Source organism: Dactylosporangium roseum (assembly GCF_025264685.1).
Classification (GTDB): Bacteria; Actinomycetota; Actinomycetes; order Mycobacteriales; family Micromonosporaceae; genus Dactylosporangium; species Dactylosporangium roseum.
In genome coordinates, this window is sequence record NZ_CP073721.1 from 3,222,137 (window position 1) to 3,239,871 (window position 17,735).

The 17,735-nt window shown below is 74.3% G+C and carries 10 protein-coding genes; 4 read left to right on the forward strand and 6 right to left on the reverse strand.

The genetic code is table 11. The annotated features are described in order from the left end of the window. Window positions 1-7: 7 nt before the first annotated feature. Together Drose_RS15060 and Drose_RS15065 are read right to left on the reverse strand one after the other, a co-directional pair. A complete protein-coding gene (locus tag Drose_RS15060) occupies window positions 8-820 on the reverse strand; it encodes an SDR family oxidoreductase (RefSeq protein ID WP_260728823.1) in 813 nt (270 codons plus the stop codon). Then, entirely contained in the window at window positions 820-6,144 is a 5,325-nt protein-coding gene (locus Drose_RS15065) for a type I polyketide synthase (RefSeq protein WP_260728824.1), read from the reverse strand. The genes Drose_RS15060 and Drose_RS15065 overlap by 1 nt, the downstream gene beginning before the upstream one ends. A gap of 312 nt (window positions 6,145-6,456) precedes the next feature. Between Drose_RS15065 and Drose_RS15070 the strand changes: the two genes are divergently transcribed. Together Drose_RS15070 and Drose_RS15075 are read left to right on the forward strand one after the other, a co-directional pair. Continuing rightward, on the forward strand, window positions 6,457-6,768 hold the full coding sequence (locus Drose_RS15070) for an acyl carrier protein (RefSeq protein ID WP_260728825.1): 312 nt from the start codon (window positions 6,457-6,459) through the stop codon (window positions 6,766-6,768). Next, window positions 6,765-7,475, forward strand: coding sequence for an SDR family NAD(P)-dependent oxidoreductase (locus Drose_RS15075; RefSeq protein WP_260728826.1), 711 nt, complete (start codon window positions 6,765-6,767; stop codon window positions 7,473-7,475). The genes Drose_RS15070 and Drose_RS15075 overlap by 4 nt, the downstream gene beginning before the upstream one ends. Here the strand turns inward: Drose_RS15075 and Drose_RS15080 are convergent. From Drose_RS15080 to Drose_RS15090, 3 genes are read right to left on the reverse strand one after another with little or no spacing between them, the layout of a single operon-like run. After that, the gene (locus Drose_RS15080; protein WP_260728827.1) at window positions 7,465-8,451 is read right to left on the reverse strand and encodes a MupA/Atu3671 family FMN-dependent luciferase-like monooxygenase; all 987 of its coding nucleotides are present in this window, start codon (window positions 8,449-8,451) and stop codon (window positions 7,465-7,467) included. The genes Drose_RS15075 and Drose_RS15080 overlap by 11 nt on opposite strands. A gap of 35 nt (window positions 8,452-8,486) precedes the next feature. Then, window positions 8,487-8,732: an aldo/keto reductase gene (locus tag Drose_RS15085; RefSeq protein ID WP_260728828.1), complete on the reverse strand. Its 246-nt coding sequence runs from the start codon at window positions 8,730-8,732 to the stop codon at window positions 8,487-8,489. Continuing rightward, the gene (locus Drose_RS15090) at window positions 8,729-9,757 is read right to left on the reverse strand and encodes an LLM class flavin-dependent oxidoreductase (RefSeq protein WP_260728829.1); all 1,029 of its coding nucleotides are present in this window, start codon (window positions 9,755-9,757) and stop codon (window positions 8,729-8,731) included. The genes Drose_RS15085 and Drose_RS15090 overlap by 4 nt, the downstream gene beginning before the upstream one ends. Before the next feature lie 453 nt (window positions 9,758-10,210). Between Drose_RS15090 and Drose_RS15095 the strand changes: the two genes are divergently transcribed. After that, window positions 10,211-13,195, forward strand: a complete 2,985-nt coding sequence (locus Drose_RS15095) for a BTAD domain-containing putative transcriptional regulator (protein WP_260728830.1) — start codon at window positions 10,211-10,213, stop codon at window positions 13,193-13,195. Between the two features lie 250 nt (window positions 13,196-13,445). Continuing rightward, window positions 13,446-14,078: a helix-turn-helix transcriptional regulator gene (locus Drose_RS15100; RefSeq protein ID WP_260728831.1), complete on the forward strand. Its 633-nt coding sequence runs from the start codon at window positions 13,446-13,448 to the stop codon at window positions 14,076-14,078. 28 nt (window positions 14,079-14,106) lie between these two features. Here the strand turns inward: Drose_RS15100 and Drose_RS15105 are convergent, their stop codons facing one another. Then, window positions 14,107-17,670, reverse strand: a complete 3,564-nt coding sequence (locus tag Drose_RS15105; protein ID WP_260728832.1) for a condensation domain-containing protein — start codon at window positions 17,668-17,670, stop codon at window positions 14,107-14,109. Between the last annotated feature and the right edge of the window lie 65 nt (window positions 17,671-17,735).

Here is a 17,735-nt window from a genome sequence, read left to right on the forward strand (position 1 = left end):
GCTCTGTTCAGGCGCCCGCGTTCGGCGGCACGTTGAGGCTGAAGCCGCCGTCCACGACGAGATTCTGGCCGGTGATCCACGATCCGGCGGGGGAGCACAGGAACACGGCCGCGGCGGAGATGTCCTCGGGCGTGCCGAGGCGGCGGGCCGGGATCCGCGTGGCGGCGCCGGCGAATGCCCGCGCCGGGTCGTGCTCGCCGAGCATGTTCGCGGCGACGCCCTCGGTCGGGACCGGGCCGGGCGCGATGCCGTTGACCCGTACGCCGCGGCCGCCCCACTCGTAGGCCCAGCTCGACGTCAGTGAGACGATCGCCGCCTTGGCCGCGCCGCAGTGGGAGAAGCCGGGGAAGCCGCGGTCGGGCTCGGCGAGGGTGATGTTCAGGACGAGCCCGCGGCCGGCCTCCAGCATCGCGGGCACGAGGCCGCGGGTGACGTTGAACGTGCCGGCCAGGTCGGTGGAAAGCACCGCGTCGAACGCGCGGCGGGTCATCCGCTCGGCGGGCATGAAGAAGTTGGCGGCGGCATTGTTCACGACCGTCGTCGCCGGGCCGTACCGGGCGGTGACGAACTCCCGCAGCCGGTCCACGTCCGCCTCCTGCCGCACGTCGCACGGCAGGCTGGCGCACGTGCGGCCGGTCCGCGCCGCGATGCGGCCCTCGGCGTCGGCCAGCCGCTCGGCCGACCGGGACGCGATGACCACGTCCGCGCCGAGCGCGACGAAGTCCCGGGCGATGGCGAAGCCGATTCCGGAGCCGCCGCCGGTGACGACGGCGACCTCCCCGGCGAGCAGGTCCGGCGCGAAGTACCGGTGGCCGTCCACTAGGCCGCGCCCCCGCCCAGCAGCCGGGTGATCTCCTTGCTCAGCGCGTTGAGCGAGGAGTGGTCGAACAGCGAGCCGGCGCCGAGGTCGATGCCGAAGTGGGCGTTGATCCGGCTGATGAGCTGCACCGCGGCGAGGCTGTTGCCGCCGAGCTCGAAGAAGTCCCCGGCCGGATCGATGTCGGTGACGCCGAGCGCCGCCGACCACAGCGCGAGCAGTTCCACCGCCACGTCGCGACCCGCCGCCGGTGCCGGTGCGGCCGGTGCGGACAGGGCCGGGTGTGTGACGGTCGCCGGCCGCGCGGGCTCGGGCGCGGGTTCGGCATCGGGCCGGTCGATCCAGGCGATGCCGAGCGGGTCGGAACCGAGGTCGACGAGGACGACCGGGGCCGCGGCGGTGCGCAGCAGCTCCAGGAACACCTCGGCGCCCTCGTCGGGCGACAGCAGCGCACCGTGCTCGGGCTGAGCGGCCGGCGCGGTGGATGCGGGCGACGCGGTTCGGGCGCCGAAGGCGGGGCGCTCGACGGGGCGCATCACGTAGCCCTCGGCCCGTAGCACCAGGCACCCGGACCCGCTGTCGTAGAGGTCGAAGTCGACGGCCGCGCGGCCGGCGCGCTGCTGAGCGGCGAAGCGGGCGTGGACGTGGACGTCGGCGGGGAGCGGGGCCGCGAGCAGGACCCGGCGGTACAGGAACGGGGCGTGCGCGCCGTGCTCCTGCGGGCCGTGCAGGACCCCGCCGGCCACGTCCAGGAGCGCGGGGTGCACCGGGTGCGCCGGTAGGTCGGTGGCGAAGGAGTCGGGCAGAACGAGACGGGCCAGGCGTTCGCTCGCGTCGCCCCAGGACCCGGTCAGTACCCGCCAGCGCGGGCCGAAGTCGATCCAACCGGCCTTCTCCCCGTCCAGTTCCTGGGGCAGCCGGGCGGTCAGTGCGTCCAGGTCGGCGATGACGTCGGGCGCCTCGGCCGGGAACCGTGTCGCCGTGGCGATCTCGGTCCATGGGCCTTCGCCGCGGGCCGGGCGGGACTGCAGGATGATGCGCTCGCCGGTGCCGACCGTCCGGACCCGTACCCGGATCCGCTGGGGGCCCTCGCCGACCAGCGGCGCGAGGAACACCACGTCGCGCAGGTCGAGCGGCCAGTCCGCGCCGCCGGCCAGGGCGCCGCGCACCATGAGCTGCAGCAGGCTCGTGCCGGGCAGGACCGGTACGCCCTCGAAGACGTGCTCGTCGAACTGCCAGTCGCGGCCGGGCTCGAGCACAGCCTCCAGCGTCACATCCGGATCGGCCGACGTGTCCGCGGAAGGGGCGGACGCGGAGGGGCCCGCGGCCAGGATCGCCTGGGCGACCGGGGAGCGGGCCAGCATGCCGACGCCGGACCAGCCGGGCCACTGCACCGACAGGGTGCGCCGCCGCGCCGTGGAGCGGGTCAGGCTGTACGCGTCGAGGAAAGCGTTCGCGGCGGCGTAGTCGGCGCTGCCGTACATCCCGGTCAGCCCGGCCACGCTGGAGCACAGCAGCAGGAAGTCCAGCGGCGCCCGGCGCGCGAAGACCTCGTCCAGCGCGAGTGCGCCGCCGGCCTTGGGGCGCAGCACCGCGCGCACGTCGTCGCGGCCGCGGCGTTCGAGGAGCCCGCCGCCGGCGATTCCGGCGGCGTGCACGACGCCGCTGATCGGGCCGAAGCGGGCCTCGACGGCGTCGGCGACGGCGGCGAGCCGCCCGGCGTCGGCGACGTCGCCGGTGAAGACGGCGATCTCGGCGCCCGCGTCCGCGATCGCCGCGAGCCCGACCTCCACGTCCGCGCGGTCCGGGCGCTCCTGCGGCGCGGTGCGGCCCAGCAGCGCGATGCGGGGCCGCAGGCCGGTGTCGGCCAGCGCCCGGGCGAGGACCAGCCCCACGCCGCCGAGCCCGCCGGTGATGAGGTACGTGCCGCCCTCGCGCAGCGCGGGCCCGGCCTCGAGGCGGGTCGCCGGCGCGAGGCGGGGCAGCCAGCGGGCGGCGCCGCGGACCGCTACCAGCGGCCCGTCCTCGCGGGCGATCGCGTCGGCGACGGCCGGCTCCGCGGCCCGCGCACCGACGTCGACGAGCTTGCAGCCAACCGCCGGGTGCTCGCGGGCGGCGCTCGCGAGCAGGCCGTGCAGCGCGGCGGTGGCCGGGTTGACGGGTTCGCCGCCGGTGACGTCGACGGTGTGGCGGCCGAGCACGACCACCCGCACCGGGCGGCGGAGGCGGCGCTGCAGGCCGGCGGCCGCGGCCAGCGCGCCGTGCAGGGCGTCGAGTCCCCGGGCGAGTTGCTCCTCGAGCGTCGCCGCCGTCACCCCGTCCGGCGCGTCGAGCGTGGTGGCGTGCGCGAGCAGCACGGTGCCGCTGCCGCGGGAAGCCACCGCGTCCAGCTCGGCTCGCCAGTCGTCCGGGTCGGTGGGGTCGATGGCGGTGGTCGTCGCGGTGCCGCGGCGGCGGTCGACGACCAGGCGGGTGCGGTAACCGGCGCGCTGCAGGGCGGCCTGGGCGGAGCGGGCGTCCGGGGTATCGGCGGCGGCGAGCAGCAGAGCGTCGCCGTGCGGGGTGGCGGGCCGGCTCGCGGCGGTGGCCGCGCGCACCCAGCGCAGCTCGGCGGTGCGCCGGCGAGTCCCGGCGGGTTCGGCCGGAGCAGCCGGGGCAGCCGGGGCAGCGGCCTCCGCCGGCTGAGGCCGGGCCGGCAGCAGCTCGGGCGCGACCTCGATCCAGTAGCGGCGGCGCTGGTACGGATACCCGGGCACGGCCACGCGGCGGTATCCGCGCTCGTCGGACCAGGCGCGCACCGGCAGCCCGTCGACCCACAACCTGGCGAGCGTGTCCGGCAGCGCCGCCGGGTCGTCGTCCGGCCCGTTCGTGGTCAGGCACCGGCTCCGGCTGGCGCGGGCGTCGGACCGGCCGCGCAGCAGCGCCGTGAGGGTGCTCCCGGGCCCGCTCTCCACGACGTTGCCCGGCCCGCGGGCGAAGAGCTTGCCGGCCGCGGTGTCGAAGTCCACCGGCTGGACGAGCTGGCGGGCCCAGAAAGCGGGCGAGGTCGCCTCGTCCGGGCCGACCGCGGCGCCGGTCGCGGCCGACAGCATCGGCACTTCCGGTGCGTGCAACGTCAGCGCCGTGAGCTCCGCCTCGAACCGCTCGGCGGCCCGCGCCATCGACGGCGAGTGGAAGGCGTGCGAGGTGGCCAGCACCCGGTGCCGCACCCGGCGCCGGCCGAGTTCGGCGGCGACGGCATCGATGGCCTCCGTGGGGCCGCTGAGCACCACCTGCCGGGGCCCGTTCACCGCGGCCAGGCACACGTCGCCGGCCAGCAACTCCTCGACGTCGGGCGGGTCGGCGGTGACGGCGAGCATCCGCCCGCGCGGCATGTCCTGCATCGACCGGGCCCGCCAGGCGACCGCGCGCAGGCCGTCCTCGAAGCCGAACACCCCGGCTACCGCGCCGGCGACGAGCTCGCCGAGGCTGTGGCCGAGCACGACGTCGGGCAGCACGCCCCAGTGCATGAGGCAGTGGGCCAGGGTGTACTCCACGACGTACAGCAGCGGCTGGGCGACCCCGGTCTCCTCCAGCGCCGCGGCGCCGGCCTCGTCGAGCCAGGCGCCCCGCAGGTCGTGGCCCAGCAGCGGCCGGAGCACCTCGAAGCCGGCCTCGCAGCCGTCGCGGAACAGCGGCTCGTCGTCGTAGAGGCGGCGGTACATGCCGGGGTACTGGCTGCCCTGCCCCGGAAACGCGAACGCCGTCTCGCGCACGACCCCGTCGCCGCGGCGCACCCGGTCGCCGTCGCGCAGCGCCCGAGCGGCGTCGGCCCCGTCGCGGGCGACGAGCGCCGCGCGCACGGGCCGGACCTTGCGCCCGGCGCGCAGCGTGTAGGCGGCGTGCGGCAGCTCGTCGCCGGCCGGCCCGGCGAAGTGGCCGGCCAGCCGGGCGCGGAGCTGCTCCTCGGCCTCGGCGTTCATCGCCGACCAGGTCAGCACCTCCACCGGCCGCCGCGGCGGCTCGGTGGTGGGCGCCGCGGGCGCCTCCTGCAGGACGATGTGCGCGTTGGTCCCGCCGATGCCGAACGAGCTGACCCCCGCCCGGCGGGGGCGGCCCGGCTCGGCCGGCCAGTCTCGCAGCTCGGTGCTGAGGAAGAACGGCGAGCCGGCCCAGCCGATCTCCGGGCTCGGCTCGGCGGCGTTGACGCTCGGCGGCAACTGCTCGTGGCACAGCGCCAGGACGGTCTTGATCACCCCGGCGACGCCGGCGGCCTGCCCGAGGTGCCCGACGTTGGACTTCACCGAGCCTACCGCGCAGTACTGCGCGGCGAGCGGCCCGGTAGCCGACGCGCGGAACGCGTCGATGAGGCCCGCGAGCTCGATCGGGTCGCCGACGCGGGTCGCGGTGCCGTGCGCCTCGACGTAGGAGATGTCGGCCGGCCCGACCCCGGCGGCCCGCAGCGCCCGGCGCACGCAGTCGCTCTGCCCGCTCACGCTGGGCGCGGAGTAGCCGACCTTGCGCGAGCCGTCGTTGTTGACCGCGGAGCCGAGCACCACGGCGTAGACGGTGTCGCCATCGCGCCGCGCGGCCTCGAGGGGCTTGAGCAGGACCGCGCCGACGCCGTCGCCGAAATTGGTGCCGGAGGCGTCGGCGGCGAACGATCGCACGGTACCGTCCGTCGCGCGCAGCCCGCCGTGCAGCGGCACGTAGCCGCGGTGGTACGGGAACTCGACGTCGACGCCGCCGGCGATCGCCATGTCGCAGTCGCCGGCCCGGATCGCCGTGCACGCCAGGTGGATCGCGACCAGCGAGCTGGAGCAGGCGGTGAGCACGGTCGCGCTGACACCCCGCAGGTCCAGCTTGTACGACACGAAGGTGCTCATGTAGTCGGCGTTGTTGGCGATGTCGACCGCGCTGTACCCGACGATGTCGATGAGCTCGGGGTTCTGTTCGACGTAGTCGTAGCGGTACCGGTTGACGTTCGTGGCCGCGAACAGCCCGATGTCGCCGGGGTAGCGGCCAGGGTCGTACCCGGCGTGCTCGAGCGTGCTGTGGACGACCTCCAGCATCAGGCGGTACTGCGGGTCGCGCAGCTCGGCCTCGCGCGGCGTCATGCCGAACAGCTCGGCGTCGAACGCGTCGGAGCCGGCGAGCACGGGGCGGCGGCGCACGTACTCCGGGTGCGCGATCCGCTCCGGCCGCTCGTGATAGCGCAGCAGCTCCTCGTCGTCAAGGTCGGTGAGACAGTCGCGCCCGCCGGCCAGGTTCGCCCAGAACTGCTCGAGATCGTCGGAGCCGGGGAAACGACCCGCCATCCCGACGATGGCGATCGGTTCCACCGCCATGCGCCACCTCCTGCTGTCGCTTCGTGCCGGCCCGCGGCGGCGCGCCGCCTTCGTCGGTGACGGCCTTGCCGGATTCTCGATCAGGGCGCAGCACACCATCACGTCCCGCAAAGACGTGACCGGCCCCGGCCGCGCTGCGCACACGATGCGGGGGACCCGCATGGCACATGTTTGCGGGACTTCGCCGCACCGGCCGCGGCTGGCACGCTGGGCGGGTGCCGCTGATGACGCGTCGCCGACCGGGCACGTGTCCCGCCTACCAGCAGCCACCGGGACCGGCCGACACCAGGGCCGAGATGAGCTGGAGGACGGATGAGCGACGACGACCTCGACGTGGTGACCGAGCGGATCGTCGCAGTCTGGCGCGACATCTTCGGCCTGCCGGACCTTGACGCCGACAGCCACCTGCTGGACCTGGGCGCCAACTCGCTCACCGCCGTGAAGATCCGCTCGCGGATCCGGGCCGAGTTCGGCCGCGAGGTCGAGCTCATCGAGTTCCTGGACCACCCCACGCCGCGGGAGCTGGCGCCGGTGGTCGCCGCCGCCCCCGAGTGGGACGACGCCCAGGGGTGGGGCGACCTGGACTGGTCCGCCGAGCCCGCGCCCGCCGAAGACGCGCGGTGACCCCACCGCCGGCCGCGCGGGTCGCCGTGGTGACCGGCGGCAACCGGGGGTTGGGCCTGCAGATCGTGCGACGGCTGGCCGGCGCCGGCCTGCGGGTGGTGCTGGGCAGCCGCTCGGCCGAGGCGGGGGAGAGGGCCGCGGAAACGCTCGGGCCGCTGCGCGGGCGCGTCGACGTGCGCCCGCTGGACATCGCCGACCGGGGCAGCGTCGTGGGGCTCGTCCGCTGGCTGCACCGCACCCACGGCCGCTGCGACGTGCTCGTCAACAACGCCGCGGTCGCCCTCGACGGCACCCAGGACGCCCTCGGCGCGGACCTCGGCATCGTCCGGCGGAGCATGGAGGTGAACCTGCTCGGCGCCTGGCGGCTCACGCAGGCGCTGGTGCCGGCCATGCGGGCGCGCCGCTACGGGCGGATCGTGAACCTCTCCAGCGGGGTGGCCCAGTTCGAGCAGCTATCGACCGGCATCCCGGCGTACCGGATCTCCAAGGCCGCGCTGAACGCCCTCACGGTCATCCTCGCCGACGAGTTGCGCCACGACGGCATCCTCGTCAACGCCTGCTGTCCCGGCTTCGTGCGCACCGAGATGGGCGGCGCCGGCGGGGCCGACCCGGCCGGCGCCGCCGACACGCCGGCTTGGCTGGCCACGCTCGGCGATGACGGCCCCACCGGCGGCTTCTGGCGCCACCGGGAGCGGATTAGCTGGTGAGCGCGGCCAGCCGCCGCAGGGTTTCCGTCACGTGCTGCGGCGCCAGCCCGTAGTCGACCAGGCAGGCCACCTCGTCCACGCCGATGCCCGCCAGATCCTCCAGCCGCGCCGCCGCCTGCTCCGGCCCGCCGATCAGGCCCCGCTCCACGGCGTACTTGTGCGCCGAGTAGCGGGACAGCTCGCGCTTCTCGGCCGCGGTCAGCGGCTCGCCGGGCCCGCCGGCGCGGTCGTTGAGGTCCAGGAACTGCTCCTGGTAGGCGATCAGCGACGGCTCGGCGGCCGCCACCGCCAGCGCCGTGGTCTCGGCCACGCACGCGTGCAGCATCAGGGTGACGTGCGGCGCCCGGTCCGGTGCGTGCGCGGCCAGGGCGGTGCGGTAGGTGCGGATGTTGCGTTCCAGCGTTACCCGGTCCAACTGCAGGAACGCGGTGAGCACCCGGCAGCCGCGCCGGCCGGCCTCGGTGAACGTGTCCGGCGCCGAGGTCGCGGTGAGCCACAGCGGCAGCTCCGCGCGCACCGGCGCCGGGAACGTGCGCACGGCCTGGCCGCCGCTGACCTGCACCGTTTCGCCGCGCCACAGGGTGCGCAGGGTGTCCACGGCGGCGAAGGTGTACTCCCGGCGCTGCTCGAACGCGCACCGGGCGAGCGCGAAGTCGCCGCGGTTCCAGCCGGCGGCCAGCGACACACCGGCCCGCCCGCCGGAGAGCGCGTCGACCAGCGCCCACCGCTCGGCGATGCCGACCGGGTCGTGCAGCGGCACCACGACGCTGCCGGCCCGGATGCCGATCCGCTCGGTGCGGGCCGCGAGCGCCGCGCCGAGCACCGCCGGGTCGGGGAAGAGCCCGCCGAACGGGTGGTAGTGCCGCTCCGGCAGCCATACCGCCTCCAGGCCGAGTTCCTCGGCGAGCCCGGTGACGCGCAGGATCTCGGCGTAGCGGTCCGGGCCGCGACCTCGGTCGGCCCCGGAGAAAAACATGACGCTGATCGTGGGCCGCCCGGCACCCATGGCGGTCACGCGTCGGCGGGGCGGGCGAGCACGGCGTCGATCTCGGCGAGCGCGCGGCCCAGCACCCGCTCGGCCCGTCCCCAGCCGTAGGCGTGCGCCGTGTCGAACAGGTTGACGCCGACCTCGCGGGCGTGCCGGACGGCGGCTACCGCCTCGTCCTCGTCGTAGCCGCCCCAGTGCCCGCCGAGCTGCCAGGTGCCGAGGGCGATCCGGGAGACCGCCGGGCCGTTGCGGCCGAGTGTGTCGCTCACGATGGCGTCCTTTCGGTCAGGGTGTGTCCGGCATGGGCCTGCCCGGCATGCCGCAGCGCCTCGGCGGCGTGGTGGAGGTCGTCCTCCCGCAGCGGCGTGCTGAGGATCAGCGTGGTGGCTCCCATCCGCAGGTAATGCGCGAGCACCTCGCCGACCTGGGCGTAGCTGCCGACCAGGAACGGGCAGAATTCCTTGGCGACCCGGAACGGGTGCAGCCAGTACACCTCGCCGGGCAGGTCTGGCTGCTCCCGGCGCCCGCGGTGCCAGTCGGCGTCGAAGCTCGGCGCGGTGAAGGCGTGGTAGCGCGCGTTGAGCGGATCGGCCGGGTACCGCTGTCGCGCCACCCGCCACGCCTCGGCCGCGTCCGCGCGGGCGATGATGCCCAGCCGGATGCCGGTGCCGCGCAGGTCCGTGTCGGCGGCGTCGTACTCGGCCGGCGCCTTGGGGTAGGTGAGCCGGACCGCGCCCAGCGCCGCGGCGGCGTCGGCCGCCTTCGGCGAGGAGCCCGCGACGAAGACCTTCGGCTCCAGCCCGGGCGGCAGCGGCGGGTGCAGCGTCGCCTGCACGATGCGGTAGTCGCCGCTGTGGCGCGAGACCGGCCGGTCGCCGCGCAGCAGGGCCGCCATGATCTCGCCGTAGGCGACGAGCCGGTCGTAGCGCTCGTCGTGCTCGTGGGTGTCGCCCAAGGCCCGCAGGTGCGGCCGGAAGCTGCCGGCGACGAGGTTCAGGTCGACGCGCCGGCCGTACAGGCAGGCGATGGTGCTGACCATGCGCGCCGCTGTGTAGGGGTGCATGTACAGCGGCTGCACGGCGACCAGCGGGATCAGCCGCTCGGTGCGGAGGACGATGAGCTGCGCCGCCGCCCACGGGTCGATGGACTGGTTGTCGGTGAAGACCAGCAGCCCGCGCAGGCCCGCCGCCTCGGCCCACTCGGCCACCGCGTCGATGTCGCCGCCGTAGCCGGGCCGCGCCAGGCTGAGCCCGGCCGGCGGGCAGGTCGAGTACACCTCGAGGAATCCGCTCACTCTGGACTCAACTCCATCACCGGTCGTTGCGGGCGGCGCACGGGGGGTTTTCAGGGCCCAAACTGTCGGCTCACGAGCACGGCAAAGTCGGCGCGATCGGCTGCGGCGGGTGATGGAGGCGGCTCGGCCGGACCATCGTCGAGGGTGTGGAATCGCACGCTCCGGCGGCCGTCGGCAGCCAGTAAAGCACGGCCCGCACCCGGCAGCAACGCCCCAACGCGGCCGTGTCGGCGACGAAACCGCAGGTCGGGGACGGTGTCGGCGGGCCCGTCACGCAAACTTGGGACATGTAAGCCGGGCTCGGTTCGAGGTGGCCCGCCGGCCCGAGGCCGCTGACCCCGTTTGCGTCGGTGTGTTAGAAGGCGAAGGGTGAGTCCACGCTCAATAGGCAATCGCGATGCACGCTCGACGCCACTCGGCGATCTTGTCCAGCGGCGCCGCCGCGCGGTGGGCTTGACGCAGCAAGAGGTCGCCGACCGGGCTGAGCTGAGTCTCGGCGCGCTGCGAGACGTGGAGCAGGGCAGGGTGACGCGTCCCCGGGCGCAGACCCTCCGCCGGCTCGCCGAGGTCCTGAAGCTGCCGGCCGCCGACCTGACCGACCTGGCCGGATCGGACCGCAACAGCGCGTCGGGCCTGCGGCTGCTGGTGCTGGGCCAGCTCAGCGTGCTCGTCGACGATGTTCCGGTGGAGCCGGGCTCACCGCGGCAGCGCACGCTGCTGGGCCGGCTCGCGTTGTCGGCCAATGCGCTGGTCGAGGCCGACGAGCTCATCGAGACGGTCTGGGGAATGCGGCCGCCGCCGGCCTCCCGCGACCTGCTCCAGAACCGGATCTCCCGGTTGCGGCAACGGCTCGGGCTGGGCCGATCGGCAGCCGCGGCGCCGGCGTTGATCGCCAGAGGCGGGGGATACGAGCTGGCGGTGACCGAGGACGAACTCGACCTGCTGCTGTTCCGGCGGCTGGCGCGCCAGGCCAGGCAGCTTCGGGACAGCAGCGGGGGCGCCGCCGCGTACCCACCCTTCCGCCGGGCTGTGGACCTCTGGCGGGGCTCGCCGCTGGCGGAGCTGGACGCGTTGCGTTCGTGTGCGCACGTCGCAGCCCTGGAACTGGAGTGGCGGGCGGTGGTGGTGGAGTGCGCGGTCGCGGCGGAAGTCGTCGGCCTGGACGACGAGGTGGTTCCGGTGCTCAGGCAGGCGACCGAGGCGGATCCCCTGTACGAACCCGCACAGGCTCGGTTGATGGTGGCCTTGGCGCGCACGGGTCAGCCCGCCGCGGCGCTGGCCGTCTTCGACGGCCTCCGCCAGCGGCTGGCCGACGAACTCGGCATCGATCCGTCCACCGAGCTTCAGCAGCTCCACCGGGACATCGTGCGCGGTGAGCTGCACGGCGCGGGCGGATCTCTTGCGGTGGGGATCGGCCGCCCAGTCCCTGATGTGCCGGCGCAGTTGCCGCCGGCGGTCAACGGATTCGTCGGTCGCGCCGCCGAGCTGATGCTGCTGGACGACGTGCTGGCCGGCGGGCCCGGCCCGGCCGTTCCGATAGCCGTGCTCTCGGGTACGGCGGGGGTCGGCAAGACGGCGCTCGCGGTCCACTGGGCGCACCGCGTCCGGCGCTCCTTCCCCGACGGGCAGCTCTTCGCGGACCTCCGCGGGTTCGACTGGGCCGAACCGGCAACCGGTGCGGACGAGGTGCTCCGCGCGTTTCTGGACGCGCTCGGGGTGCCGCCGGACCGGATGCCGGCCGGTCGCGAGGCGTCCGTTGCCCTCTACCGCAGCCTGGTCGCCGACCGGCGTCTCTTGATCGTGCTGGACAACGCCCGTGACGCCGATCAGCTTCAGGCGCTGCTGCCGGGCTCCGCCGGTTGCCGGGTGCTGGTGACCAGCCGGAACCAGCTCACCGGGCTGGTCGCCACGACCGGAGCGTGCCCGGTGGTGCTGGATCTGCTGCCGGCGGACGACAGCCGCCGGCTTCTGGCCAACCGGCTCGGCGACCGCCGAGTCGCACACGAGCCGGCGGCCGTGGACGAGATCGTGGCGGCGTGCGCCCGGCTGCCGTTGGCTCTGGCGGTGGTCGCCGCCCGGGCCGCAGTGCAACCGCAGCTTCCGCTGTCGGTGCTGGCCGACCAGCTACGCGGGTCGCCGGGCAGCCTTGACCCGTTCGACGGAGGGGACCCCGTCAGCGACGTCCGGGGCGTGTTCTCCTGGTCGTACCGGACCCTGAGCTCGCCGGCCGCTCGGCTCTTCCGGTTCCTGGGTCTGTACGTCGGCCCCGACATCACGGTTTCGGCCGCGGCCAGTCTGGCCGGGGTGCGCGTGGACCGGGTTCGTGTGCTGATCGCCGAGCTGGTCCGGGTGCACCTTGTTCAGGAGCATGTTCCGGGACGGTACGCGATGCACGACCTGCTGCGCGCGTACGCGGGGGAGTTGGTGCACACCGTCGACGGCGAAGGCGTGTGGAAGGTCGCGGTGCGTCGGCTGCTCGACTACTACCTGCACGGGGCGGACCACGCCGACCGGGTCGCGTATCCCAACCGGGACCGCATCGCGCTGCCGGAGCCTGAGCCGGGTGTCACAGCCGAGGTGTTCGCCAGCGCCGAGTCGGCGCTGAGTTGGCTGGTGGCCGAGCGACCGGCGCTGGTTGCCGCCATCTCATCCGCGGCCGCGGCGGGATACGACCGGCATGCCTGGCAACTTGCCTGGGCTCTCATGATGCTCTTCGACCGGCGGGCCTACTGGAACGACTGGGCCAGCACCCATACCGTTGCCCTCGAATCGGCGCGGCGGTTGGGTGACCCGGGGGCACAAGCGCACATCCACCGGGGCCTCGGCCGGGCACTGTCCTGGCTGCACCGGGAGGCGGAGGCGCAGTCGCATCTGGAACGCGCGCTGGACCTCTTCGGCCAGGTCGCCGACCGGAACGGTCAAGGGCGGGTGCTGCTCGCGCTCGGACTGACCGTGAGCCGCCGCGGGCAGCACCCGGAGGCCGTCGAGCATTTCCGTCGGGCACTGGAGCTGTACCGCGCCATGGGGCATCGGGAGGGGCAGGCCAGCGCACTCAACATTCTGGGGTGGCTGCTCACCACCCGGCTCGGCGACCACGCGCAGGCACTCATCCATTGCCGGCAGGCACTGCAGCTACAACGCGACCTGGGTGACCGGCGCGGCGAGGCGCACACGCTGGACAGCCTCGGGCAGGTGTACGGCCATCTCGGACGCCACGCCGAGGCCATCGTGTGTTACCGGCACGTGCTGGACTACCATGCGGCGCACGGCGAGCGCTTCTTCGAGGCGGACACGCTGGACCGGCTCGGCGACGAGTACCTGGCCACCGGCGACCGTGCCGCCGCGGGGGCCGCCTGGCGGCAAGCGGTCGAGGTCCTCGGCGAGCTGGGGCGCGCCGAGGCGGAGCAGGTGAAGGCTAAGTTGTCGGGTCTGGCCTGATCGTCGTGCCGGGCGCCGGCGGCGCCGCTGTTCCCCGAACCCGTACCGCACCAGTAGTGGCGTTCGCCACGGTACATCGACGTGGTGAAATCCCACTCGCGCGAGGGGTGGCGGCGTGACCGGATGCTGAGAGTCGACTCCTGCATTGTTGGTGTACGGGCCGAGCCGTTCCAGGCCGTTCGAGGCCGTTCCAGCCGAACGACACCGGAGCCCCTCGCCCCAGCTACCGACCGTCGTGCGGGGAGCCTCGATGAGCGAACATCCCGGACAGCCAGATCACCCGGGGCGCGTGGTGAAGGCCAGGTTCACCGGCCTCGCACCGATCATGACGTACGGACTGACCGGCCTGCTCGGCTCGGATCCGCGATTCCAGGTGCTGGGTGAGGCGGGCCCGTCCGCCGCCGCCGACGTCCTCCTGCGCGGATGTCTCGATGCGTGCGCGGATGGCGGGATCACCACCGAACCATGCAGGTCGATACCGACACTCGTCGTCGGGAACTCCAGCGACCGTACCGTCGTGGACGCGTGGGTCGGTGCCGGTGCGCTCGGATATGTCGGCGTGGGTGTCGAGCTGCCGACAATCGTCGACGCGGCACTGAGCGTCGCGGCCGGATGCCGGTTCATCGCCGTCGGGTCACCCGGCGGGGGGCCGAGCCTGGAGATGGGCGCCGATGCGCTCTCGCCCCGCGAACGGCAGGTGCTGACCTGCATCGCGCTGGGCCGCACGCACTCGCAGGTGGCCCGCATCCTGGGCATCAGCGCGCACACCGTGGACACCTACGTCAAGCGGGCGCGCGGCAAGCTCGGCCTGGGCAACAAGGCCGATCTGACCAGAGCGGTGCTGACCGGGCCGTCGACGACGGGGCCGGCCCTTCGGGGGTGAGGCCGCGGTACGTTCCGGCCGCCCGGCGTCACGGCCCGCCCGTGCCGGCATCGCGGACACGGGCCCGGGCCCGGCGCATCGCGGAGGCCATCTCGCCGAGCGCGGCCGACGTTCCGGCCCGCCGGTCCGGGACCGGACCGACCCGGCCGGTGTCCGCCGCCGGTTGCTCGTCGCCCGCGAGGTAGCGGCTCAGCGCCCGCAGTGTGACGTGTGTGAACAGCACCGTCACCGGCAGTTCCAGCCGCAGTTCGCGGACGAGGCCGGCGTGGAAGCGGACCAGGGTCATCGACGTCATACCCGCGTCGAAGAAATTCTCGTCCGGGTCGATCGGGTGGCCCAGCAACGACCGGACGAGTGCCGAAAGCCGCTGGGCGAGGGCGGTGCCGGGCGCGGCCGCCCCGACCGCGTCCCGGACGGGTGCGGGGTCCGGGTTCGGCGCCGGGTCGAGCTTGTGGTTCACGTTCAGCCTCACCTGGTCGACGACCGTGATGATGGACGGAATGGCCTGCCGGGGCAGCGTGCCGCGCAGACGACGGCGCAGCCCGTCCGCTGTCGGCGCGCACCCGGGCGCGGGCACCACGTGCAGGACCAACCGGTCGCCGTCTGCGCCGGCGCGCACGCTGGCCACCGCCGTGCCGATGCCCGGATAGGACAGGGCGACGTGTTCGAGTTCCTCGAGCTCGATGCGGACGCCGTCGATCGACACCTGGCGGTCGGCTCGGCCGGTGACCACGAGCCGCCCGGCCAGGTCGACGTATCCCAGGTCACCGGTGCGGTAGCAGCGGACGCCCGGCACCCCGGCCGGGTCCGGGAGGAACCGCTGGGCCGCCCCGGTCGGGCCCAGATATCCGGTGGCGAGGTAGCGGCCGCGAACCGTGACCTCACCGCGGTGGCCGGGCGGGGCCTGCATCCCCTGGGCGGTCATCACCAGCACCTGGTGGTCGGCGACGCCGTGACCGACCGGCAGCACGGCCGAGTCGGCCAGGTACTCGTCCGGCGGTGCACCGGCGGGCGCCACGATCTCGCAGGCAGCGATCTGCGGTGTCTCGGTCGTCCCGTACGCGTTGACCAGGACCGCGTCGGTAAGCTGCCGGACCCGGCGGGCGAGCCCGGCGTGCAGCGGCGCGCCGCCGCAGACCACGAGCCGGAGCGCGGTCAGTCGCCGCGCTCGGTCGTGGTGCGCGGCGAGCAGGAGTTCGAGCAGTGCCGGCGTGGCGTGGACGACCGTGACCCGGCAACGGGCCAGCCAGTCGAACAGCGCCACCGGATTTGTCAGCGCGGTGGGTGGAGGAACATGTAGCTGTGCGCCCACGTACAGCGGAGCGAGGATGTCACGCAACACCGGATCGTGCCCGACGCCGGCGATCAGGCCGAACCGGTCGTGGGGCCCCAGCCCGAACGTCGCCGTGTACCACCCCATGAAGCGCTGCAGGGGTCCGTGGGGCACGCGGACGCCGAGCGGCAGGCCGGTGCTTCCCGAGGTGAACAGCACGTGGCTCGGCCGCGTCCCGTCGTCGTCCGGTGGCGCCGCCGGCAGGTCAGGCACCGTCAGGCAGGGCTCTGCCGACCAGGCCGGTGCAGGGGCGAGCCGGGGTGCCGCGCCGATCGCTGACCGCGCCGCGGCGATGCGGGCCTCGGGAACCGCGACATCCACCAGCGCGGGACAGGCACCGTGCAGCCAGGTGCCGAGCAGCGCCACCGGAAGGTCCGCACAGCGGCGGGCCGCCACCTCCACGGTCGCGCGGTGCGGTACCCCGGCTTCGTCCAATGCGCGGGCGGTCCGCCGAACCGCTTCGGACAGTTCGCGGTACGTCACGGTGACCTCGGGCGAGACGATCGCGGCGCGGGAGGGGAACCTCGCGGCGGTGGCGAGGACCGCGGACGCCGGGTCCTCCCCGTCCGGTGGAGCGTCCGGCACGGACCTGGGATCGGGCAGCGTCCGTTTGGCGCGCGTACCGACCAGATCTATCGCACCGATGGACCGCTCCGGGTGGTCGATGGCGCTCTCCGCCAGCCGCACGACCTGGTTCAGCAACTCTGCCGCGACGGCGGCGGTGTACAGCTCGACGTCACGCACCAACTGGAGGCGGTAACCGACTTCGTGGCGGGAAAGGTACCAGCCGAGGTCGAACAGGGCGGAGGTCATCGGCGGCGGCTGGTCCGTGGTCCGCAGCCCGGAGAAGCGTGGCGGGGGCGCCACATCGGTCAGGTCGTTGACCCAGATCTGGAACACGGGGTTGCGTCCCGAAGCCGACGGGATGCCGAGCGCGTCGATGATCGCGTCGAAGGTCGGCGCGGCGTGCTCCACCGCCTCCACGTAGCCGCGCATCACCTGTGCCGCGAGGGCCGGCACGCTGCTGCCGGGATCGACGGTGATCCGCAGCGGCAGCGTGCTGAGCAGCAAACCGGCCAGACGGTTCTCCTCCGGCGACCGGCGCCTGGAGAACGGCACACCGAGTACCACATCGTGCTGTCCCGACCAGGCCGAGGCGACCGCGGCGACGCAGGCCAGGACGAACGACATCGGTGTCATCGCGTGTTCGCGCAGGCGCGCGTCGAGCCTGGTACCGACGGCGGCGTCGAAGACGTGGGTGACGGCCTCGCCCTGGAACGACGGCACGGCCGGGCGGCGCCGCCGCATCGGCATCGGCATCTCGACCGGGAGGTCGGCGAGCCGCTGCCGCCAGTAGCCGAGGTCCTCGGCGTGCCGAGGCCCCCGCCGCTCGGCGTCGGCGTGGTGAGCGTAGCGGGCGAAGGAGGGCGCCGCGTCGGGAGTGCGGACGGTGCCCTCGCGCGCGGCCGAGTACCGGTCGGCCAGTTCCGACAGGAGCAGGTCGACGGTGGTCTGGTCGGCGATGATGTGGTTCAGCGTCAGCACCAGGCACGCGTTCGTGTGATCCGGCGACAGCAGCAGGGACGCGCGGGCCAGCGGGGCTTCCGACATGGGGATCACCGCGGCGGCGGCCCGGCCCACGAACTCGGCGGTGGCCGTGTCGGTGAGGTCCGCGGGCGCCACATGTACCTCGAGCGGCAGACGGCCGTCCCGGGCGTACTGCCACGCGGGGTCGCCGTCCGGCCCGGCGACGAGCCGGGCGCGCAGCACGTCGTGCCGTTCGGCGAGCTGCCGCAGGCCGTCCCGCAACGGTGGCAGCAGGAGCCGTCCCGCCAGGCGCAGGGCACCGACCACGTTGTACGCGGCGGTGTGCGGGTGCAGTTGGGCGTGCGCCCACAGCCGGTGCTGCTCGGCGGCCAACGGAGACGAGTGTGCGGTGGTGCCGACCGGATCGCCGGCGCGGTCCGGGCGGTGCGGCGCCGCGCGCACGAACCGACGCAGCCGCGCCATCGAGATGTTTTCCCGTAGCAGCAATCCGACCGGTACGTCCACGCCACAGCGTTGTCCCAGCAGCGCCGTCAGCCGGGCCGCGCGCAGCGAGTTGCCGCCCGCGGACACGAAGCCGACGTCCTCCGCTTCGTCGTACCGCCCGTCAAGGACCTCGTTCCAGCATTCGGCGACGACGTCCCTCGGCGTGGCACTCGAGCCGCCGGGACGGTCGTGTCCGCCCGGTCGGTCCGGCCGCCGAATCGTGGACAAGGGGTACCTCCGCGCCAGAGCTGTCGCCAACCACCTTATGGCCGGCCGATCTCGGCCCTCCTGTC

Excerpts from the sequence above, each read along its gene's own strand:
- Drose_RS15100 (WP_260728831.1), top strand. The coding sequence starts at position 13,446 with ATGAGCGAACATCCCGGACAGCCAGATCACCCGGGGCGCGTGGTGAAG.
- Drose_RS15065 (WP_260728824.1), bottom strand. The coding sequence starts at position 6,144 with ATGGCGGTGGAACCGATCGCCATCGTCGGGATGGCGGGTCGTTTCCCC.
- Drose_RS15070 (WP_260728825.1), top strand. The coding sequence starts at position 6,457 with ATGAGCGACGACGACCTCGACGTGGTGACCGAGCGGATCGTCGCAGTC.
- Drose_RS15080 (WP_260728827.1), bottom strand. The coding sequence starts at position 8,451 with ATGTTTTTCTCCGGGGCCGACCGAGGTCGCGGCCCGGACCGCTACGCC.